At 71.3% G+C, this 20,306-nt stretch carries 17 protein-coding genes; 8 read left to right on the forward strand and 9 right to left on the reverse strand.

What is annotated here, in order from left to right; all coding sequences use genetic code 11:
- Nucleotides 1–17: 17 nt before the first annotated feature.
- Nucleotides 18–356 carry a hypothetical protein gene (locus L2C96_RS16400; RefSeq protein WP_020416784.1) on the reverse strand — a complete coding sequence of 113 codons (339 nt, stop codon included), beginning with the start codon at nucleotides 354–356 and terminating at the stop codon, nucleotides 18–20.
- Nucleotides 353–772 carry a YbaB/EbfC family nucleoid-associated protein gene (locus tag L2C96_RS16405; RefSeq protein ID WP_027935672.1) on the reverse strand — a complete coding sequence of 140 codons (420 nt, stop codon included), beginning with the start codon at nucleotides 770–772 and terminating at the stop codon, nucleotides 353–355. Before L2C96_RS16405 ends, L2C96_RS16400 begins: the two co-directional genes overlap by 4 nt.
- An 80-nt stretch (nucleotides 773–852) precedes the next feature.
- On the opposite strand from L2C96_RS16405, the gene L2C96_RS16410 reads away from it, so the two are divergent.
- Nucleotides 853–2,130: a S8 family serine peptidase gene (locus tag L2C96_RS16410; RefSeq protein ID WP_235716066.1), complete on the forward strand. Its 1,278-nt coding sequence runs from the start codon at nucleotides 853–855 to the stop codon at nucleotides 2,128–2,130.
- A gap of 101 nt (nucleotides 2,131–2,231) precedes the next feature.
- On the opposite strand, the gene L2C96_RS16415 is transcribed toward L2C96_RS16410, so the two are convergent.
- The 4 genes from L2C96_RS16415 to eccD form a co-directional block, all read right to left on the reverse strand.
- On the reverse strand, nucleotides 2,232–2,519 hold the full coding sequence (locus L2C96_RS16415; RefSeq protein ID WP_020416781.1) for a WXG100 family type VII secretion target: 288 nt from the start codon (nucleotides 2,517–2,519) through the stop codon (nucleotides 2,232–2,234).
- Nucleotides 2,520–2,548: 29 nt separating this feature from the next.
- A complete protein-coding gene (locus L2C96_RS16420; protein ID WP_020416780.1) occupies nucleotides 2,549–2,899 on the reverse strand; it encodes a hypothetical protein in 351 nt (116 codons plus the stop codon).
- A gap of 149 nt (nucleotides 2,900–3,048) precedes the next feature.
- Nucleotides 3,049–4,449, reverse strand: coding sequence for a type VII secretion protein EccB (gene eccB, locus L2C96_RS16425; RefSeq protein WP_237336812.1), 1,401 nt, complete (start codon nucleotides 4,447–4,449; stop codon nucleotides 3,049–3,051).
- A 9-nt stretch (nucleotides 4,450–4,458) separates the two neighbouring features.
- Entirely contained in the window at nucleotides 4,459–5,859 is a 1,401-nt protein-coding gene (eccD, locus tag L2C96_RS16430; protein ID WP_237336813.1) for a type VII secretion integral membrane protein EccD, read from the reverse strand.
- Nucleotides 5,860–5,979: 120 nt separating this feature from the next.
- On the opposite strand from eccD, the gene eccCa reads away from it, so the two are divergent.
- From eccCa to L2C96_RS16450, 4 genes are all read left to right on the forward strand, one after another.
- Entirely contained in the window at nucleotides 5,980–9,939 is a 3,960-nt protein-coding gene (gene eccCa / locus L2C96_RS16435) for a type VII secretion protein EccCa (protein ID WP_237336814.1), read from the forward strand.
- Between the two features lie 125 nt (nucleotides 9,940–10,064).
- The gene (locus L2C96_RS16440) at nucleotides 10,065–11,063 is read left to right on the forward strand and encodes a hypothetical protein (protein ID WP_237336815.1); all 999 of its coding nucleotides are present in this window, start codon (nucleotides 10,065–10,067) and stop codon (nucleotides 11,061–11,063) included.
- Between the two features lie 6 nt (nucleotides 11,064–11,069).
- Nucleotides 11,070–13,229 carry a hypothetical protein gene (locus L2C96_RS16445; protein WP_237336816.1) on the forward strand — a complete coding sequence of 720 codons (2,160 nt, stop codon included), beginning with the start codon at nucleotides 11,070–11,072 and terminating at the stop codon, nucleotides 13,227–13,229.
- Nucleotides 13,230–13,315: 86 nt separating this feature from the next.
- Nucleotides 13,316–13,924: a hypothetical protein gene (locus L2C96_RS16450; RefSeq protein WP_237336817.1), complete on the forward strand. Its 609-nt coding sequence runs from the start codon at nucleotides 13,316–13,318 to the stop codon at nucleotides 13,922–13,924.
- A gap of 256 nt (nucleotides 13,925–14,180) precedes the next feature.
- Here L2C96_RS16450 and L2C96_RS16455 read toward each other — a convergent pair whose 3' ends face one another.
- Both L2C96_RS16455 and L2C96_RS16460 read right to left on the reverse strand, forming a co-directional pair.
- A complete protein-coding gene (locus tag L2C96_RS16455; RefSeq protein ID WP_020416774.1) occupies nucleotides 14,181–15,236 on the reverse strand; it encodes a hypothetical protein in 1,056 nt (351 codons plus the stop codon).
- A complete protein-coding gene (locus L2C96_RS16460) occupies nucleotides 15,233–16,432 on the reverse strand; it encodes a type VII secretion protein EccE (RefSeq protein ID WP_235716065.1) in 1,200 nt (399 codons plus the stop codon). The genes L2C96_RS16455 and L2C96_RS16460 overlap by 4 nt, the downstream gene beginning before the upstream one ends.
- 231 nt (nucleotides 16,433–16,663) lie before the next feature.
- On the opposite strand from L2C96_RS16460, the gene L2C96_RS16465 reads away from it, so the two are divergent.
- The 3 genes from L2C96_RS16465 (at nucleotide 16,664) to L2C96_RS16475 (ending at nucleotide 19,665) form a co-directional block, all read left to right on the forward strand.
- On the forward strand, nucleotides 16,664–17,584 hold the full coding sequence (locus tag L2C96_RS16465) for a sigma-70 family RNA polymerase sigma factor (protein ID WP_237336818.1): 921 nt from the start codon (nucleotides 16,664–16,666) through the stop codon (nucleotides 17,582–17,584).
- 417 nt (nucleotides 17,585–18,001) lie between these two features.
- Complete coding sequence (locus L2C96_RS16470) at nucleotides 18,002–18,877, forward strand: 5-oxoprolinase subunit C family protein (RefSeq protein WP_237336819.1); 876 nt, start codon at nucleotides 18,002–18,004, stop codon at nucleotides 18,875–18,877.
- Nucleotides 18,878–19,233: 356 nt separating this feature from the next.
- Nucleotides 19,234–19,665: a C40 family peptidase gene (locus L2C96_RS16475; protein WP_237336820.1), complete on the forward strand. Its 432-nt coding sequence runs from the start codon at nucleotides 19,234–19,236 to the stop codon at nucleotides 19,663–19,665.
- Here the strand turns inward: L2C96_RS16475 and L2C96_RS16480 are convergent.
- Nucleotides 19,641–20,270 (reverse strand): TetR/AcrR family transcriptional regulator, encoded by a 630-nt coding sequence (locus tag L2C96_RS16480; RefSeq protein WP_237336821.1) that lies wholly within the window; start codon nucleotides 20,268–20,270, stop codon nucleotides 19,641–19,643. The genes L2C96_RS16475 and L2C96_RS16480 overlap by 25 nt on opposite strands.
- Nucleotides 20,271–20,306: the final 36 nt, after the last annotated feature.

Here is a 20,306-nt window from a genome sequence, read left to right on the forward strand (position 1 = left end):
TTGCTGGCGCGGAAGAACTAGGTCTGAACGTCGTTCACCATCTTGAGGTTCTCCAGCTCCCCCTCGTACTGCGTCATCGCAGCCTTCTTGACCATACCGCCGATCTCGGCCAGTTGATCACCGAGAGTGCCCTGCGCCTTGAGGACCTTTTCGGGGTTGTCGTTCTCGCCGTACTTGGCGAAGAAGCCCTCTCCCATGCGGTCGTTGCCGAAGGTGTCGAGTGTGGCCAGTTTCGCGTGTTCGGCCTTCGCGGCCGCGGCCTGTCCGCTGAACTCGGTGCCGATGCCGCTCAGCTGACCGCCCATGGACGCGATCTCGTGGGCGCTGGTGTTGATGGAGACGAAACCACCGCTCATTGCTCTGCCTTCCGCTCGGCGTAGATTTCGGCGTCGGTGCGCTGGAGGTAGTCCATGGCGCCGGCGCGTTCGGGCTGCACCTGGTTCTGCAGCTCGGTGAACACGGGCGAGAAGTTCTCGGCCATCACTTCCTTGATCTGAGCCTGCACCTGGGCCACGGCCTCGGCGGACGCCTCCAGGATCGCGGCCTGAAGCGCGGCGGCGTCCGGCTTGCGGAACACCCGCGGGTCGATCTCCAGGTCGACGAGCTGGCCGCGCAGCCCCACGACCACCTTGACCGTGCGGTCCGGCGACCAGGCGACCCCGGTCATGCCGAGCATCCGCTCCTGCGCCGCCGGGAGGTTCGCGGTCGCCTGCCGCAGTTCGTCCAGCATTTCCTCGAAAACCGGGTCCACCCGGTCGGAAGAGAAGTTCAAGCCCGTCTCCCATCCGTTCGTCCCCCCGGCACAGCGGCGACATTGCCACATGCGGCGGGCACTCCGATAGCATTCGGCGCGTGCAAGCCAAGCGTCTTCGATCGGCACTGGCCGCCGCGGTCACCGGGCTCGCCGTCGTCACGGTGACCCCGCAGGCCGCGCAGGCCCAGCAGAACTGTGTCGTTTCGGGGGAGCTCCTGGTTCCCGTTCCGTGGTCCCAGAAAATGCTCGCACCCGATCGGGTGTGGCCGCTGAGCACGGGGGCCGGGCAACGTGTGGCGGTCCTCAGCACCGGCATCAGCGACAACCCGCTCCTGGCCGGGCACATCGCGGAGCGCGCGAACTTCGCTCCGGCCGGCACCGGTCAGCCCAGCGGCCTGCCCGACTGCCTGGGCAACGGCACCGGGGTCAGCGGCATCATCGCCGCACAACCGAGCGGCGCGGTGGGGTTCCACGGCATTGCGCCGGGAGCGCAGGTCCTGTCCGCGAAGGTCGTCGCCGACCAGTACCCGTCCAACCGAAACCCGCGCGAGACCGTCGCCCCGGAAACGCTGACCGCGGCGATCAACTGGGCCGTCGACCGCGGCGCGACGGTGATCGCGGTCCCGACCATCACCTACGACGACAACGCCGCCCTGCGCGGCGCCGTGCAGCGGGCGCTCTCCCGCGGCATCGTGGTCGTGGCTGCCGTCGGCGAAACCGCGAGCAACGAACCGCCCGGCCTGGTCCCCTACCCGGCGGCTTACGACGGCGTCGTCGGTGTGGGCGCGATCGCCGAAAACGGCGTCGTGACCCAGAACTCGCGCCCCACGGCCGTGGATCTGGTGGCGCCGGGCGCGAACGTGGTGACGACCTTCCCGAACGCCGGCCTTGGCACCGCTTCTGGCACACAGTTCGCCACCGCGTACGTGGCGGCCACGGTCGCGCTCGTCCGTTCCTACCGGCCGCAACTGTCCAACACGGACGTCGTGCAGCGGCTGTACGCCACCGCGTCCCCGGCCCCCGAAGGCACGGGCAGCGCGTACTACGGCTTCGGTGTCGTGAACCCGTACCAGGCCGTGTCCGACGACATCGCCGCCGGCAACCCGGTGACGCTGCCACCGCTCACCCCGGTCACCGTCGACCCCGAGGTCGCCGCGCGACAGGCCGCCGAAAACCGCAGTGACGACTGGGCGTTCATCCTGGCGGCCGCCGGTTTCGCGCTCGTGCTGCTGGTGACCGCGATCGTCGTGTTCGGACCGCTCGGCCGCCGCCGCCGCTGGCGCGCCGGACTCGCCCCGGTTCCGCAGGACCGGCCCGAGGACGAGCGTCCGGAGCCGCCCGTCGAACTGTTCAGCGACCGCCCCAAGCGGTCCTGATCCCCTGCTGCACAACGATTCCCTCCCCGGTGTTCCCAGCGTGAGACAAGCCGGTCCCGGAGCGTGTTCGCGCTCCGGGACCGGCTTCGGCGGTCGAGCTCTCAGATGTTGAAGTAGCCCCTCGCCTGCATGTCCTTGTCGAACGCGTTCTCGGCTGCCCTGATGACGGCGTTACCCATGTCCTGGTGGGTGCTGCCGAAGTTGTTGACGCGCTGGTTCCAGATCTCCTGGGCCTCGTCGAACGCCGTGGCGGCCGCACCGTTCCAGTCTTCGGCCAGGATGTTCTTGGCCTTCTGCTTGAACTGTTCGAACAGCTGGATCAGCTCGCCGGATTTCGTGATGTTCGTGGTGCCGGTGTCACCGACCGTGCCGTCGTAACGCAGAACCATGTCTGTCCCCTTCCGAAGCTGCTGCGCCGTCAGGCGGAGGCGGTTCCGCCGAGCCGGCCGAAGTTCATGCCGCCGGAGCCCGGCGCGATGGCGTTGATGACGTTCTGGCTGTCCTGGTCCTGGTTGGTCAGCAGGTTGGTGGTGCTGAGGATGCCGTTCACCAGGTTGTCGAGGATGGGAGCCAGCTGGCTCTTCCAGAAGTTCAGCATCTCGTCCTGCTTGCCGAGAGCGGCGGTCGAAGCGCCGCCCAGCCAGCTGGCGCCGACCACGCCGGCGTAGTCGCTGTGGATGCTCGAGCAGAGCTGCTCACCCTGGTCCTTGGCATCGCTGAGCAGCGTCCTCAGGTGCTGGGTCTGTGTCTCATCGAGTTTCAGGACCACGCCTGATCACCCCCATATCACGGGACATTTATCAGCAGAATAGGCGGCGCGGCTGACATCCCCCCGTCGCCCCGTACCACCCTGGCACGAAGCAAAACCGCTGGTCAAGACTTTCTGCCAGAGATTCACGGACGCCCGGTGCGGGCCGACTACGGGACCGCCGACACCATCGCCGCGGACGGGTTCAGCGTCGGGCCCTCCGGGATGCGCTGCACGAGCGCGGCGGGCATGTCGACGGCCGACGACGCCGAGTACCCGAGCTGGGCCAGCACGTCCTCCGACGGCACCGGGTACCGCAGGCCGGTGTCGGTGACCAGCGTGTACGCGCCCGTGGTCGCCGTAGCCGACGGCAGCACCCGCACCACGGCGACGCTGCCCGGCGGGACCAGCACCCGGTCGGCAAGCTTCGTGCCGGTGCCGCTCTCCACAGTGGTGTCGATGGCGGCCGTCATCGCGTTCGGGTCACCGCCGATCGAGATCACCGGGTCGGTGCGCGCGTCGTGGGTCTCCGAGCACAAGGCGGCGCGGCCCTCGTCCGGCACGGTGGCGAGCTCCGGCGGCAGCGACGGCGGGGCCGCCTCACCCTCCGCGGGTGCCAGCGCGTTGCTGGTCGGGGCCGCGTTGGCGGCCGCCGCGGGGATCTCCTTGGGCTGCATGGAGTACTGGCCGGAGATGATCCGCACCTGCAGCTCGGTCAGCGGGGCCAGCCCCTCCTGCCGGACCAGGTAGTACTGCACGCCGCGGGACAACGGGTAGTAGACGACGTCGCCGACGGCGAACCCACTCAGCACTGTGGACGGCGATCCCTGGCCGGGCACGTCGATGCGGCCGATGTCCTGCCCCACCGGCAGCCCGTTCAGCCACGCCGTCCCCGCGTCCACCGCGGCGGCCTGCGCGCCGAACACCGACCGGATCACCGCGACGTCGGTGATCCGGTAGCGGTGGTTGTTCCACACCAGGTAGACGGTGCCGTCGGTGGAGTCGCGGGCCAGGATCGCGCGCTGCCCGAGCGGTGCGCCGCCCGGCATCGACTGCCCGACCATCAGCGTCGTCGTGGTCAGCGGTGCGCCGGCCAGGTTCTGCCCCAGCACCGAACACATCGTCCACGGCGTCGCGGTCGCGCGGTTCGCGGGCGGCAACGAGGCAGGCGCGCCGGGGATGCCCACGGCGGGCCTGCGCGGCAGCCCGGCGAGGTCCTTGCCGGCCACGCGGTGCGGTCCGGCCTTGTCCGCGCTGGTCAGCAGCCGTGCCGAGGCGTAGTTCAGGGTCGGCTGCAGCTCACCGGACTGGTACACGAACGTCGCGCCCGTCTCGCGCTCGATCACCACCGCGCCGTCGGCTTTCCAGGACGTGCCACCGACTCCGGTGAACACCCCGTAAACACCGAAGCCCGCGGCGACCAGCACCGCGATCATCACCCCGGCGAACACCGCGCCCACTCCGCGCCGCAACGGGGTCAGCTCCGGATCGGTCTCGTGCACGATGAGCGCGGAGGTGACCCGCTGCATCATGAACTGGTAGGCCTGCAGCTGGTCGCGACGAGTGGGCACGCCTATCCCTCAGCCGATCGAGGCCATCAGGCCCTGGACGTATGCGAAGAATCCGGTGATGAACCCCGCGAACGGGATCAGGGCCACGATAGCCATGACGTCCACGATGTCCGCGATCCGGCCGAACCACGGCGACGGGTTCTTGCGGGAATAGACCAGCCCGGCCGCCGCGACCAGCAGCGCGAGCACCACCAGCGCCAGCAGGAACAGCCCGATCCCGCCGTTGCCGGAGGCGGTGGAAAAACACCAGTCGGCCAGCAGCGCGAACACCCACAGCCCGGCGACCAGCAGCGGGATCCGCTGGCGCGGCACCGGGAACAGCCGGGCCCGCAGGAGCAGCGCCGCGCACGCGAGGATCAGCATGATCAGCCGCGATCCGCCGCCGTGCGCGGCGAGGGGGATCGACGACAACGCGCTGATCAGCGCGGCGCCGGTGAGGAAGCCGGTGAGCAGTTCGTCGGCACGTGCGGCGGCGTCGAACACCGCCGGGGTGGCCGGGTGCGGTTCGTCGTTGAGCAGGTCGGCCGAGCGCTGCGGCAGCGCGGGCAGCGGGACCCGGCCCAGCCGCAGCGCCAGCCACGGGTACCCGGGCAGCAGGCCGATCGCGATGGTCAGGACCAGCGCGCCGGCCGCGTCCGGGTCCATCCAGCCGCCGAACAACGCGCCCAGCGCGCCGAGGAATCCGGTGCTGATCGCGGCGACGAACACGCGGCTCATCGCGCCCACGCCGAGGTAGCCGACGATGCCGAAGACCAGCAGTGAAATGGTCCCCAGCAGCAGCTGCGCGGACCCGAAGGAGAACAGTCCCAGGTGGTCCGGCGCGGTCGGCAGGTAACCGCCGAGGAAGGCGTACGGCAGCGCCGATCCGGCGAACACCGCGCCCGCGTAGGCGTCCGGCACCGCGCGCGCCACCACGATTCCCAGCGCGGTCAGGACCACCGCGGCCCCCAGCGTGATCAGGCCGGCGCTCAGCCACGGTGGTTCGAACAACAGGGCGGCGAGGCTGCCCGCGCACAGCAGCACGGCCGCGATCACCAGCCCGGCCCGCCGAGTGGCCCCGCGACCCCAGCTGCGGCCGTAGCGCCGGGCCCCGCTGGCGATGGCCTCGACCAGGTCGTCGTACTCGATCTCGGGCCAGTCGACCGGGCCGGGGACCAGGTGCAGGATCTCGCCGTCGCGCACCTGCTGCGCGGCGAGCGTCTGCTGCCCGTCGAGGCGCTCGCCGGTGGGCCGCCGCAGCGACCAGCCGCCGTGCTGCTCGCCGGTGTCCGGCGCGTCCTCGCCCGCGTGGCGCAGGATGTAGGGGAGCAGTTCCGCGACCGGCACGTTCTCCGGGAGCGCGACGTCGATCCCGCGCTTGGGCGTGGTGATGCTCACCTTCGCGAGGGTCGTGCCCATCGCCGACGTCATGCTGCCCCTACCTCCAAATTGGACCCCGAGACCGGCTGGGAGAGTATCAATTAAAGCGCGACACTAGGCTGGCGGAAAGCTCTATGCTGGCGCACCCGGGCGCTCGGGAGGTTTTCGGTCTTGGGAACGATCATAGTCAAGCGGCCACTGCGGCGGCCCGCGCCTGACCTGCCCTCAGGCGACGTGGTGCTCGATCCCCCGCCGGAAAATCCGCCGCCCGCGGGCAAGAGCTGGACGCGGGTGCTGATGATCCTGCCCATGCTCGCCGGCACCGGCGGCATGGCGCTGCTGATCGGCGCCGGCCGGTCCGGTCCCCTGATGTACGTCGCCGGCGGTCTGTACGGCGTCGCGGTGCTCGGCATGATCCTGTTCCAGATCATCAGCCAGAACGGGCAGGGGCCGAGCAAACAGGAGATGATCGCGAACCGCCGCCGGTACATGCGGCGGCTGTCGCAGCTGCGCGCGCAGGTGCGGGACACGATCGACCAGCAGCGCAAGGCGATGTTCTACCGCCACCCGGACCCGTCGCGGCTGTGGTCGACGGCGCAGAGCGCGCGCGTGTGGGAACGCCGTCCCGGCGACTGGGACTTCACTGTCATCCGGATCGGCCTCGGCTCGCAGGAGCTCGCCACCCCGCTCGTGCCGCCGGAGACCAAGCCGATCGACGAGCTGGAACCGCTGTGCGCGATGGCGCTGCGGAAGTTCGTCACCACCTATTCGACGGTGCCCGACCTGCCGGTCGCGGTCGCCCTGCGCGGGTTCTCCCGGATCTACCTGACCGGCGACGACGACCGCAAGCGCGCGATGGCCCGCGCGCTGGTCGCGCAGCTGGGCACCTTCCACGCGCCGGGCGACGTGCTGACCGCGTTCTGCGTGCGCGAGCGCGAGCTGTGGGACTGGGCCAAGTGGCTGCCGCACGCGCTGCACCCGACCAAGACCGACGCGGTCGGCCAGATCCGGCTGGTGGCGCCGAGCGTGACGGCGCTGGAGGCGATGCTCGACGACGTGGTGGCCAACCGGCCGCGCTTCAACCCGGGCACACAGCCGATCGAGGGCTCCACGCACGTGGTCGTGTTCGTCGACGGCGGCGACACCGGCGGGTCCGAGCACCTGATGATCGAGGGCGGCGTCGAGGGCGTCACCGTCATCGACCTCTCCGGCGAGCCGCCGCGCCTGCTGGACGCCGCCACCCTGGTCCTGGACATCTCGCCCGACGGCAACCTGACCAGCCGCACCATGGACGGCGCCGGCAACATCGGCACCGCCGACGGGCTGGGCGTCGAGGAGATGCGCGGCCTGGTGCGCACGCTCGCGCCGCTGCGGCTGTCCGCGCTGACCGCGAGCGAGCAGCCGCTGTCCGGGTCGCTGGAGCTGACCGACCTGCTCGGCCTGGGCGACCCGTACGAGTTCGACCTGGCGAAGAGCTGGGAGACGCGGTCCAACCGGGACCGGCTCCGCGTGCCGATCGGCATCACCGCCGACGGCCGCCCGATGGAGCTGGACCTCAAGGAATCCGCGCAGGACGGCATGGGCCCGCACGGCCTGCTCGTCGGCGCCACCGGCTCGGGCAAGTCCGAGCTGCTGCGCACGCTGGTGCTGGCGCTGGCCGTCACCCACGACTCGGAGATCCTCAACTTCGTGCTGGTGGACTTCAAGGGTGGCGCCACGTTCACCAAGCTCGACCGGCTGCCGCACACCAGCGCGGTGATCACCAACCTGGCCGACGAGCTGCACCTGGTGGACCGCATGCTCGACGCGATCGGCGGCGAGCTGGTGCGCAGGCAGGAACTGCTGCGCAAGGCGGGCAACTACGGTTCACAGCGCGACTACGAGAAGGCCCGCACCGCGGGCGCCCCGCTCGACCCGCTGCCCGCGCTGCTGATCGTCGTCGACGAGTTCTCCGAGCTGCTCACCGCGCGGCCGGACTTCATTGACATGTTCGTCCAGATTGGACGCGTCGGCCGTTCGCTCGGCGTTCACCTGCTGCTCGCCTCGCAGCGGCTGGAGGAGGGCAGGCTGCGCGGGCTGGACTCGCACCTGTCCTATCGCATCGCGTTGCGGACGTTCTCGGCGATGGAGAGCCGGGTCGTGCTCGGCACGCCGGACGCGTTCCAGCTGCCCCGCTCCCCCGGCAACGGCTTCCTCAAGACCGGTGTCGACGAGCTGACCCGCTTCAAGGCCGCGTACGTGTCGGGGGTGCACCGGCGCGGCACGATCCAGCGCACCGACGACGAGGGCCGCCAGATCGACCCGGTCCAGGACTACTCGACGGCCTACCTGCGCCCGCGGCTGGCGGAGAAGCCGGTGGAGCAGCCGAAGCCCGCCGAGTCCGACGACCTGGGCGAGACGCTGATGGACGTGCTGGTCGAGCGGCTGGAGGGGCAGGGCGTGCCGGCGCACCAGGTGTGGCTGCCGCCGCTGGCGGAGCCCCCGTCGCTGGACAAGCTGCTGGAACCACTGGTGCACGACCCGCAGCGCGGGATCACGACCGGCCAGGAGCAGTACCGCGGCGCGCTGCACGCGGCGGCGGGCATCATCGACCGGCCCGCGGACCAGCGCCGCGACGTGTGCTGGCTCGACCTGTCCGGCGCGGGCGGCAACATCGCCGTCGTCGGCGGCCCGCAGAGCGGCAAGAGCACGGTGATCCGCACGATCATCGGCAGCCTCGCGCTCACCCACACCCCCGCGGAGGTGCAGTTCTTCTGCCTCGACTTCGGCGGCGGCGGATTGACCGCCATGCGCGACCTCGCCCACGTCGGCGGGGTGGCGACGCGGCGCGACGTCGACCGGGTCCGGCGCAGCATCGCCGAGGCCAGGACGCTGCTCGCCGAGCGCGAGCAGCGGTTCGCCGAGCACGGCATCGACGGCATGGCGACCTATCGCAAGCTGCTGCGCGAAGGCCGGTTCCCCGAGGATCGGTTCGGCGACCTGTTCCTGGTCATCGACGGCTGGGCCACGGTGCGCGCGGAGTTCGAGGACCTGGAACCGGGCGTGACCGAGCTGCTCAACCGTGGCCTGGCGTTCGGGATCCACGTCATCGCCAGCTCCAACCGCTGGTTGGACCTGCGGATGAACGTGCGCGACATGTTCGGCAGCCGTATCGAGCTGCGCCTCGGCGACCCGGTCGACTCGGTCATCGGCCGCCGCCAGGCCGCCGGTGTGCCGGAGCAGTCCCCGGGACGCGGCCTGTCGCCGGACGCCATGCACTTCCTGTCCGGGGTGCCCCGCATCGACGGGCAGGAGACCGCCGACGGGCTCGCCGACGGCGTCCAGCACTTGGTGGAGACCATCAGCGGCGTCTGGACCGGCAAGCCCGCCCCCAGGGTGCGCCTGCTCCCGGACGTGCTGCCGTACGCCGAGCTGCCCGCGCCGGACGAGAAGAGGGGAATCCCGATCGGGATCTCCGAGACCGACCTGCAGCCGGTCCACCTGGACTTCGTCACCGAACCCCACCTGGTCCTCTTCGGCGACGTCGAGTCCGGCAAGAGCACGTTCCTGCGGGCGCTGGCCAAGAGCATCATGGCTCGCTACACCCCCGACGAGGCCCAGATCGCGCTGATCGACTTCCGGCGCAGCATGCTCGGCCTGGTTCCGGACGAGTACTTGATCGGTTACGCGACGACGAGCGGAACCGTTCAGGAAATGACGCGTCTGACCATCGACGCGATGCAGAAACGACTTCCGGGGGGTGACATCACGCCGGAGCAGCTCCGCTCCCGCAGCTGGTGGAGCGGCCCGGAGCTGTTCATCCTGGTCGACGACTACGACCTGGTCGCACCGAACCCGCACGACAACCCGCTGACCCAGCTGCTGGAGTTCATGACGCAGGGCCGGGACATCGGGCTCCACCTGATCGTCACCCGGCGCATCGGTGGCGCCGCGCGGGCGATGTACGACCCGGTGATCGCCCGGATCCGGGACCTGGCCTCGCCGGGGATCCTGATGTCGGGCAGCCGCGAGGAGGGGCCGCTGCTGGGCAACATCAAGCCGCAGAAGCTGCCACCGGGCCGCGGCTGGTTCATCACCCGCGGCGCGGGCGCCCGGCTGGTCCAGCTCGCGCACCTGCCCGCGGATGAATAGGACAGTTTTCCACCGGGGTTGACATCGGATGGTTACCTGAGAGAGGCGGGTGCCGTCCGACCCCTACCCCCGGTCGGCACCCGCTGCCAGGCTCGTCAGGCAGCACGAGGTCAGGGAGGGACACGATGGCTATTCCCGACGAGGGCGAGGGCACCCCTCTCGCGAAGTGGGTCACCGAGGGCAAGCCGCTGAAGATGGAGCCGAACTCGTTCCGCGGGTACGGCAAGAACATCGCGACGCTGCAGAGCAACCTCCAGAGCGACATGCTGCCCGCCTCGACCTCGCTGCAGGGCGTCGGCAAGGACACGTCGATGAGCACCGGTGGCTTCCCCCCTGGCACCCAGATGGCGCAGCTGGCCGCGCGCAACGCCGGTGAGGTGGCGCAGTTCCTGCCGAACATCGGCCAGAACTGCATGGCGATCTCCTCGGTCGCCTGCATCATGGGCGACGTGTTCGAGGGCATGGACGGCGACAACGCCGAGATGCTCAACGCGATCCAGTGGGCGCTGGGCATGCCGGGCGCCAAGAGGCCGGACAACGCTCCGGCCTACCTGGATCCGAAGAACACCCTCCAGAGCCTCGCCGCCGAGCAGGACAAGAAGACCGCCGAACCGGGCGAGGACGAGCTGATCGGCTCGTACAACTTCCCCGGCGGGCACGTGGAGCTCTACCGGACCGGCGACGGCGGCACCCGCAGCATCACGAGGACGGCCGACGGCATCACCGAGACCGTGACAGACAAGGACAACAACACCGTCTACACCTCGACGACCACGCCGAGCGGGCAGACGACCACCGTCAACTACCGGGACGGCAAGCCGGTCGGCAAGACCGTGACCAGCACGCAGACGGTGCAACGGGCGCGGGGGATGACCGACGAGGTCACGACGAACACCGAGTACGACGCGGACGGCGACGTCGTGAGCACCACGTACGACCACGCGGTCACCACGACGTTCCAGGACGGGACCCACACGCGGGACTACTACTCGGTCGACGACAAGGGGAACAAGTCGGAGACGCGGCACATCGGGGTGCAGGGCGATCCGGTCACCGGCCAGGACTGGACGGAGCTGGCACAGAAGCGGATGGAGGCCACGCGGCGGGCCACCGGGGGGATGTGACGCGGGATGGCGGACGAAAACGACCCGTACTTCGGGTTCAACACGAACTCGCTCGAGCCGGGCTACATGCCCGTCCCGTACGCCCCCGGCTACCAGCCACCGCAGGGCCCGCTCCTCGGCAGCAACTTCTACTACTCCGACATCGAGAACAGCCAGAACGGCCAGACCGGCGCCCAGGGCGACGACGGCGGCGGGGATGCGAGCGCTCAGGTCGACGGGGCCGACATCGAGGTCATCAACAAGTGGATCATGGGTGAGCAGCCCGGCACCACCGCCGAGCGCTCCCAGCAGTGGACCAACATCGCGCAGCTGCTGCAGAACACCGCCGACACCCTGCGCGAGCAGACCCAGGCCCTCGCGGAGAACTGGGAGTCGCCAGGCGCGAAGGACGTGTTCCTGAGCAAGGTCGGCGAGACGCTGGCGTACTTGCGGGTGTGGCAGGACGCGGCGATCAAGAACTCGGTCGCGTTGTACGGCCTGTCGAACGTCATGTACGAGGCCCAGGCCGAGATGAGGAAGCTGTACCTCGAGTACTCCTACGTCGTGGGCGGGCTGCAGTACCTCGCCGACCTGCCGCCGGTCGGCACCCCGGTCGGCGTGGCGAAGGCCATGCCCCAGCGCAAGGTCGACGAGGAGAAGGAGAAGTACGACAAGGAGGCGCGTGCCCTCGCGAACCGGTACATCGGGGAGTACGCGCCATACCTCGCGAAGCTGCAGGCCGGGCGGGCGAAGGCGCTCAGCCCGCCGCTCGACGCGATCGCCCACCCCACCGCGCTGGGCCAGGACATCCCGAAGATGCCGCCGGTGGCTCCGCCGGGTGCTCCCGGCGGGACGCCACCGGGAACGCCCGGCGCCACGCCGCCCGGCGCCACGCCGCCCGGCGCGACGCCACCGGGCGCGCCCAACCCGAACACCCCCAACGCCCTGACCACCCAGCCGCCCGGCACCCCACCTGGTGATCCCGCGGTCAACCCGCCCACGACCACCGCCACGCCGCCGGGGGCCACGCCGCCGGGCGCGCCCGAAGTCACCCCGCCCGGGACTCCGCCCGGCGCACCACCGGCCACGCCACCCGGCGCCACTCCGCCGGACGCGACGAGCGTGCCGCCGGCCGCCTTTGGCGGGGTGCCGCCCATGGTGACGCCGTTCGCGTTCAACGGCGGCGGGGGCAAGGTCGCGCCGAACGCGTTCTCGGCGAACACGTTGGCGCCTGGGCTGTTCGACGGCTCACGGACGCCGGCCACGACACCGCCGACGCTGGGCGACACGTCGCTGAACAAGGCTCTGGGCGCGCCACCTGGCGGTCTTCCGCCGTCGTTCAACCAGAGCAGCCTCTATCCGCCGGGGACGATCACGCCGCCGCCCGGCGGGCAGGCGCCGCAGACCCCGCAGGAGAAGGCCCCTGGCGAGAACCAGCCAGGGATCCCGTCGTACGGCTCGCAGTCGTTCACGGACCACCTGGACATGGAGGCGAAGGCCATCGCCCAAGAGGCGGCCGCGGCCACCCCGCCGCCACCATTGCCGCCGGGCACGTCCATGCCGAACACACGCGAGGTGGACAAGGCCGCACCCGCATCGGCGTTCGCCGATGGCGGCTACACCGAGCAGGCGCCTGCCTTCACGCCGCCGCCGACCACCACTCCCCCGGTGCTGAACAACAACGCCAAGCAAGCCCGGCGTGGTGGCAGCAGTGCCGAGGCGCCGGCAACCCCGCCTGGTGGGCTCGGCCTCGGCGCCCCGCCAGTGCTGTCCAATCCGCACCGCAAGCCGCCGGAGAAGACGTTCACCGAGAAGCAGCGTGAGCGCGCCAGGCGCCGTGTCCTGCCCGGAATGCCGGGAGCCGAGTTCGCGGCGAACCTCCCGGCAGGCACGAGCCCGGTGTTCGACGGGCGGCTGTCCGCCGAGGAGCGGGTCGTCACCTCCTTCGGGGAGATCCCGCTCGGCCTGCAGGGCCCGGCGCCCGTGGTCGCGGTTCCGGACCGGCACGCCAAGCCGGTCGTGCACGCCGATCAGGCCAAGCGGGTCGCCCGCAAGGACGAGAAGGCGCCCGTCACCGACGAGTCGGTCTTCGAGGTGGAAACCCCTGGTGGGCCGGTCGTCGCGGGCGGGGAGCCGGACAAGCGGTACCGGCCGGCCGAACCGTCCGCCTTGGACGGACGGAACTGAACCGCTTTCCGGTGCGTCGGATCCACAGAAGACGTTGACCGCGTCCTCAGTGGACTGACGCACCGGAAAGCGAGTTGTACCCCTTCATGAAGAGCACCCGTATCGCCGCCTTGCCCGTTCTCGCCGCCGCCGTGCTGGCGCTGTCGGCCTGTGGTGGCGACGAGGAGCCGAGCAGCCCGGCCACCACCACCGCGGCGGCTTCGTCGTCCTCGGCGGCGCCGAGCTCGTCGGCGCAGGCGGCGCCCGCCGGTGCGGCCGAGAAGACCGCCCCGGGCACCAAGCTCAAGGTCGGCGACCGCGCGGTCATCTCGTGGGACAAGGGCACCGCGGCGGTCACCGTCACCGCGGTCGAGGCCGGTGACAAGGCCGCGATGGAGCGTCAGTACGGCGACCGCGCCAAGGGGCTGACGCCGTACTACATCCGGTACACCGTGGAGAACGTCGACGGCGCGGACCACGCCTTCGCCTCGTCGCCGAACTTCGGCCTCGCCATGGCCGACGGCGGCCCGACCGGCGTGGTGATCACGGGCGAGCTGGGCAGCTGCACCGACGACGGCGCCCCGGAGGACTTCACGACGGCCGGCGCCAAGTACGAGGCCTGCGACCTGTCCGCCACCCAGGACGGCGCGCAGATCGCCGGAGCCGAATTCGACGACGACGAGTACAGCGACGCCCCGCTGATCTGGACCAAGTAGTCCTTCCCGAGCTGCGCGGCCGCACTCACCTGGGGGTGGAGTGCGGCCGCGGCTGCCATGTCCGGAAACGGCAGAGGGCACCCGGCGCAAGGCATCGGGGCGGGAGAGGGGGCGGGGGTGGTCGGACCCAGCCACAGGGACCGGGCCGGGGAGGTCGGACCCAGCCACGAGGGACCGCACGGGAGGCGGGCAGCACCGGATCACAAGGGACCGGGCGGGGAAGACCGGCAGGCGGGTCGGCCTTCCCCGCCCGGAGTCAGTACCGCCCGGGCCGTCCCAGGCGGGCTCGCTCGGCCGGCGCCGGGTCCACCCACACGTAGTGGTTGGTCTCGCCCGCGAGCACGGCCAGCATGTCGTCCCGTAGCATCTGCAACTGCTGGGTCGTGCGCTGGGCCAGCCGGAGCGCCGGGGCGAGCAGCGACGCCTCGTTGGGCGTGAGCCGCTGCATGAGCACCAGGTCCGAGCCCGGCACGGCGCCCACCCGCTCGGGCGTGAGCCGCCGGTGCAGCAGCACCCGCGTCTGCCACGCCTCGGGCTCGCTCTGCGACTGGGGCGCGTCGTGCAGGCACAGCACGGGCGCGTCGGCGCTGGCGGTGACCGCGGGCGGCGAACCCGGCGCCACCACGGCGACCCGGTCGGTGCGGCCGGTCGCCGACTGTCCGAGCTGGACCCAGTCGGCCGGGTGCTGCGAGAACACCAGCAGCCGCGCGCCGGCCCGCAACGCGCGGTACGCCATCAGCCGCGCCGCCCAGGCGCCGCCGATCAGGCTCACCGACACCGGCTCCGGGCGGAACAACGTCAGCGCCACCGGGAACCCGTTCTGGTCCCGCCCGAGCGGCAGCCCCACCGACGACGCGGACACCTGCAGCAACTCCAGCGCGGCATCAGACGCGTGGTGCGCCCCGATCCGCAGCCGCGGGATCGAGCGGTGCCGCCGGGTGCGCCAGTCGCGGTGCTCGCGTGGCGCGCCAACGACCGGACCGACGGGGCCGGGACCGGGCGGTTGCGGCGGCATCGGCGTCGGCACACCGATGGCGAGCGCGGGACGGGCGACCTCGACCGTCGTCGCGGCGGCCGCCTCGGCCGAGCCGGCCTGCTGGGTCTGCGGCGCGGGCGCCGCGACGTTGACGACGGCGGGCGCCTGCGGCATCGCGGGCGCCCCGAGCACGGCCTGACCGGGTGGCATGGGCTGGTGCTGTTGTTGCTGCTGCGCGGGCGGCGGCCCGGGCTGGGCCTGTGCCGGCGGCATGGGCCGCGGCATCGCCTGCGCCGGCGGCTGCGGCCGCGACGGTGGGTACTGTCCCGCGTTCATCGTGCACCTCCCCCGCTCGGTGCCGAAGCATACACGGCCGGGCCGTGCTGACCGTCCAAACGCGACACCCGAGCGCCGTTGCGCTCGGCCAGCTTCTTGACCAGGTCGCACACCTGCGGGTACCGCTGCGCGGTCGCGCCGACCCGGACCAGGCAGCGCAGCGTGGTCCCGTCGAACGACGGCTCCAGCAGCAGCGCGATGCTGACCAGGTCCGCGGGCAGCTCGGCCAGTGCGGCGAGCAGCCCGGTGCCGCGGTCGGGGTCGGGCCAGGACTGGATCCAGAAGCACCCGTGCGTCAGGCGCGTGGAGTGCCACGACTCCCAGGCCTCGTGCACCCGCGCCGGGCCGCCGCCGGGCAGCAGGTCGCAGGAGCGGGCGAGGGCGTCGACGACCTCGTCCGCGGTGAGCATCCGCGCCCGCAGCCCGCGCCGGCGCAGCACGCGCTCGGCGCGGCGGGTGATCTCGGCCAGCACGGCGGGCACGTCGAGGCGCCCGCCCGGCGAATCGATCATGGACTCGGCGACGGCCCGCGCGTCCAGCCGCACCGCGACCCACAGTGCGCGGTCACGCGTCCCGGGTTCGCGGCCGGGCACGGAGTGCGTGACGACCTGCATCACGACGCCGGCCTGCTCGGCGTCGGCGGCGGTGCGGGCCAGCGCGGCCAGCGGCACCGGCGGGGTCGCCACGTCCGCGCCGCCGGACACCTCGAGCACGGCGAACCAGCCCGCCTCGTCGCTGCCCATGCCGAGCTTGGTCTCTCCCGGCCCGTCGATGTCCTCGACGACGAGGTCCGGCGCCAGCTCGCACAACGCGGTCAGCCGCGGGTCGTCCCGCTTCTCCCCCGAGGTGCCTCGGCGCGACCGGAAACCCATCCACAGCATCAGGCTTTCGGTCCACCAGCGGCCCTTCGAGCGGCCGAACATGCCGATGATCACCGCGAGCCCGATCACGCCGGCGGCGATCATCGCCCACAGTTCCTGCACGCCGACCGCGGCGACGACCATGAGCACGATCTCGAACGCCAGCAGCCGGGCGAGGCTCACCACACCGAGCCGCCCACGGCCACGGACCGGCCGGAACCACGCCTGCCCCCTGGCCTGGGCACGCAGCTCGGCGGAGCCGCCGCCGCGCGCGTCGAACTGCGCGGCTGCCTGCGGCTGCTGGCCAGTCGTGATCACCTGCGGAGCCCCTTCCACCAGCCAACGATATCCCCGGACCCGGCCGTGATCACCCGGCGAGAATCCGCGGTGCGCACGGCGGTCCCGTAGCCGACCCGCACCGTACCGCACTACGGCGCGACCGGGTTTCCCATGACCTGGCCTTTTCCGCTTCGACGCACGTCGACCGGCTGTCGGTTCCGTGCCAGCGCGTTCGGCCACTCTGTCAGGCGTAGCAGACTCCCCCTGGCTTGTCGGAGGCAACGGCAGGTGACTCCACCGCTCTTCGAGCCGGCCGATCCGGTCCGCGCGTACCTCACCGGCATCAGCCGCGCCGGCCTCCTGACCATCGAGGAGGAGGTCACGCTCGCCAAACGGATCGAGGCCGGGCTCTACGCCCAGCACCTGCTCGCGACCACGCGGGTGCTCGGCCCGCAGCGGCGCGCCGACCTGCTCACGATCGCCGAGGAGGGCCGGGAGGCGAAGAACCGGCTGCTGGAGGCGAACCTGCGGCTGGTGGTGAGCATCGCCAAGCGCTACACCGGCCGCGGCATGTCGCTGCTGGACCTCATCCAGGAGGGCAACCTCGGGCTGATCCGCGCCGTGGAGAAGTACGACTACACGCCCGGTTTCAAGTTCTCCACCTACGCGACGTGGTGGATCCGGCAGGCGATCAGCCGCGCGCTGGCCGACCAGTCGCGCACCATCCGCATCCCGGTGCACCTGGCCGAGCAGGTCAACCGCGTGCTGGCCGCGCGCCGGGAACTGGCCGCGCGGCTGGGCCGGGAGCCGGGTCACGAGGACATCGCCGCGGAGCTGAGCCTGACGCCGTTCCAGGTGATCGAGCTGCTCTCCTACAACGAGGAGCCGATCAGCCTCGACCAGACCGTCGGCACGGACGGCAGCAGCGTTCTCGCGGACCTGTTGTGCCACCCGGACCGGCCCGGCGTGCCGGCGTCCTACCACGTGCTGCGCCGGGAGATCGACGAACTGCTGTCGACGCTGAAACCGCGGGAGCAGCAGGTGATCCGGCTGCGCTGCGGCCTGGACGACGGCCGTCAGCGCACGCTCGAGGAGGTCGGCCGCGAGCTGGGCGTGACGCGGGAGCGGATCCGCCAGATCGAGCGGCGCACGCTGGGCAAGCTGCGGGAGGAATCGCGCACCGCCCGGCTGCAGGCCTACGTCTCCTGAGTCCGTCGTGGACAACCGCAGTCCCGCCGTGCTCCCGCCGTACCGGAGTGGCTGACCTGCGGTTTCGATCTGCGAGGGCGGTCAGGCCGGTGCGCTCGATCCGCCAGCGCGGCGGCGCACACTCGATCGGGCAACGACCATCGAGGGGGAAGATGGGCAGGCTGACCATGGCTGACACGAGCACCCTCTGCCGGACGTGCGGGGACTCGGGTGGCTGGATCCTGGAGACCGACGTCGATCCGGTGACCGGTCTGATCACTTCGCGCGAGGCGCCGTGCCCCCGGTGCCGGCCGGCCTCGCGGAGGCAGGACGACCCCTTCGGTTTTTGACGTTTCGGGTCCATCTGTCACAGATTCCTCTTGCAGGATCGTTCAACAATCTGTACGGTCACGACACCCGAAACGAATCGGAGTTGTCATGGCCGCCGTGCTCGAGGTCGTCGACAGCGGTCCGTTGTCGACCGTGCAGGACCTGGGCCGGCCCGGGTACGCCGACATCGGCGTGACGGAGTCCGGCGCCGCTGACCGGGCCTCGCTGCGGTTGGCGAACCGCTTGGCGGGCAACGACGAAGGCGCCGCCGGGATCGAGGTGACCTTCGGTGGATTCGCGGCGCGCGCGACCGCCGACGTGACGATCGCGGTGACCGGCGCGCCGTGCCCGATCACGATCGACCGGATGGGCGCGCCGATGAACGCGGCCGTGCGGGTCCCGACTGGTTCAGAGTTCAGGCTGGGCTGGCCGGCGACCGGGTTGCGTAGTTACGTGGCGGTGCGCGGCGGCATCGCGGTGGAGCCGGTGCTCGGCTCCCGGGCGACTGACCTGTTGTCCGGCTTGGGCCCGGACCCGTTGCGGCGCGGGGTGTTGCTACCGTTGGGCTCGGTTGCCGCGCCGGTGTCGCCGCCGCGTTTCACGCCCGTCGCGGCGCCCCCGTCGGACGAGTTGTCGCTGCGGATCCTGCCCGGGCCTCGGGACGACTGGTTCACGGAGTCGGCGTTGCGGACGCTGCTGGCCCAGCCGTATGCGGTGACGTCGGAGAGCAACCGGATCGGCATTCGCCTGGAGGGCCCGGTGCTGCCGCGCGCGCGGCAGGGCGAGCTGGCGAGCGAGGGCATGGTGACCGGGGCGCTGCAGGTGCCGCCGTCCGGGAAGCCGACGCTGTTCCTGGCCGACCACCCGGTGACCGGCGGCTACCCGGTGATCGCGGTCGTGGTGGCGGAAGACGTCGACAAAGCGGCACAGGCGAGGCCGGGCTTGCAGGTGCGGTTCGACCTGGCGGAGCCGGCGCGGGTTTGAGCAGGTCTGCCGCGCTCGGCGGCGGGGGTGGGTTTTTGCGGCCGGGGCCGGTTTTCGGCTGGCGGGTAGCGGCTGTTGGTGTGAGCACACGCGGAAGCCAGCGCGGGTGCGCGACTGCCAGCGCGGACGCGAGCGTCGGCAGGCCACCAAGACCGACGGTGAAACCCCTGCTACGAGAACGCAAGCCGATGGTGTTCTAATTCACCATTCCGGGTGTATACCGTTTCGTGATCGGCGCCCTGGGAATTCGGTCGCTGGTTCTGACTCCGGCCGGTGGGTCAGTTCCGGAAAGAAGAACCGAAATGCCTTCAAGGACTGAAGGAGGGGTTCACACCGTGCCCACTCGAATACGCAGGATGATCGCCATTCCGATCACCTGTGCCATCGCGACCGCCGCCCTGCTGGGGCTCACCGCGCCGGCCGGCGCGACCCAGCTGTCCACCGGCGATCGCATCGTGAACGCGGCCGCTGCGCAGGCCGGAACGCCCTACCGATCGGGCGGCGAGACCCCCAGCGGCTTCGACTGCTCAGGCCTGACGCAGTACGCCCACAAGCAGGTCGGGATCGACCTGCCGCGCACCGCCCGCGACCAGCGGGCCGCCGTGCGCAGCGTGTCCAAGTCGGACATGCGGCCCGGTGACCTGGTGTTCTTCTCCAGCGGTGGCAGCGTCTACCACGTGGGGATCTACGCCGGGAACAACAAGATCTGGGCCGCCCCCGAATCAGGCGACGTGGTCCGACTGCAGAACATCTGGACCAGTTCCTACACCGTCGGACGGGCCTGGTAACCGGGCCCACCGATAACCGGCACAACCGAACAGGCCGCGTCCCGCGCGGCCTGTTCGGCCATTTCCGCGTGCGGCGGTTCACCCATCAGGACGAGCCGGTGATAAAGCGGCGCCGTCGCGGCCACCAGTAGCCGGTGCGCGTCCACCTCGCCCGCGATTTCGCCGCGCCGACGGGCCCGCGAGACCACCACTTCGCACCGCCGGTACCGGTCCCGCCAGAACCCGCGCAACGCAGCCGCGGCCTGCGCGGACCGGAACGACGCCGCGATCAGCGCCCGCGTCACCGACGACTCGTCCCGCAACGACTCGAAAACCTCCTGGTTGAGCGCGATGAGGTCGCCGACCAGCGAACCCGTGTCGGCCGGGACCCAGTCGTCCCCCGCGGCCGCGTCGAACACGTCCGCCAGCAGCCCGCCCACGTCCCGCCACCGCCGGTAGACCGTGGCCCGGTGCACGCCCGAGCGCTCCGCCACCGCGTCGATGCTCAGCCCGTCGTACCCGGCCTCCACCAGCAGAGACGTCACGGCGTCGAGCACGAGCGCACGGGTGCGGGCGGTGCGGCCGCCGGGCCTGCGCAATCCGGTTGCGGGTGCCGAGTCGCTCATGCCATCATCTTAGCGCGACAACCGTCGCGTTAGGGA

Source organism: Amycolatopsis tucumanensis (assembly GCF_021654135.1).
Taxonomy (GTDB): Bacteria; Actinomycetota; Actinomycetes; order Mycobacteriales; family Pseudonocardiaceae; genus Amycolatopsis_E; species Amycolatopsis_E tucumanensis.

Excerpts from the sequence above, each read along its gene's own strand:
- L2C96_RS16450 (WP_237336817.1), top strand. The coding sequence starts at position 13,316 with ATGAAGAGCACCCGTATCGCCGCCTTGCCCGTTCTCGCCGCCGCCGTG.
- L2C96_RS16400 (WP_020416784.1), bottom strand. The coding sequence starts at position 356 with ATGAGCGGTGGTTTCGTCTCCATCAACACCAGCGCCCACGAGATCGCG.
- L2C96_RS16475 (WP_237336820.1), top strand. The coding sequence starts at position 19,234 with ATGATCGCCATTCCGATCACCTGTGCCATCGCGACCGCCGCCCTGCTG.
- L2C96_RS16470 (WP_237336819.1), top strand. The coding sequence starts at position 18,002 with ATGGCCGCCGTGCTCGAGGTCGTCGACAGCGGTCCGTTGTCGACCGTG.
- L2C96_RS16455 (WP_020416774.1), bottom strand. The coding sequence starts at position 15,236 with ATGAACGCGGGACAGTACCCACCGTCGCGGCCGCAGCCGCCGGCGCAG.
- eccD (WP_237336813.1), bottom strand. The coding sequence starts at position 5,859 with ATGACGTCGGCGATGGGCACGACCCTCGCGAAGGTGAGCATCACCACG.
- L2C96_RS16415 (WP_020416781.1), bottom strand. The coding sequence starts at position 2,519 with ATGGTTCTGCGTTACGACGGCACGGTCGGTGACACCGGCACCACGAAC.
- L2C96_RS16480 (WP_237336821.1), bottom strand. The coding sequence starts at position 20,270 with ATGAGCGACTCGGCACCCGCAACCGGATTGCGCAGGCCCGGCGGCCGC.
- L2C96_RS16440 (WP_237336815.1), top strand. The coding sequence starts at position 10,065 with ATGGCTATTCCCGACGAGGGCGAGGGCACCCCTCTCGCGAAGTGGGTC.
- L2C96_RS16445 (WP_237336816.1), top strand. The coding sequence starts at position 11,070 with ATGGCGGACGAAAACGACCCGTACTTCGGGTTCAACACGAACTCGCTC.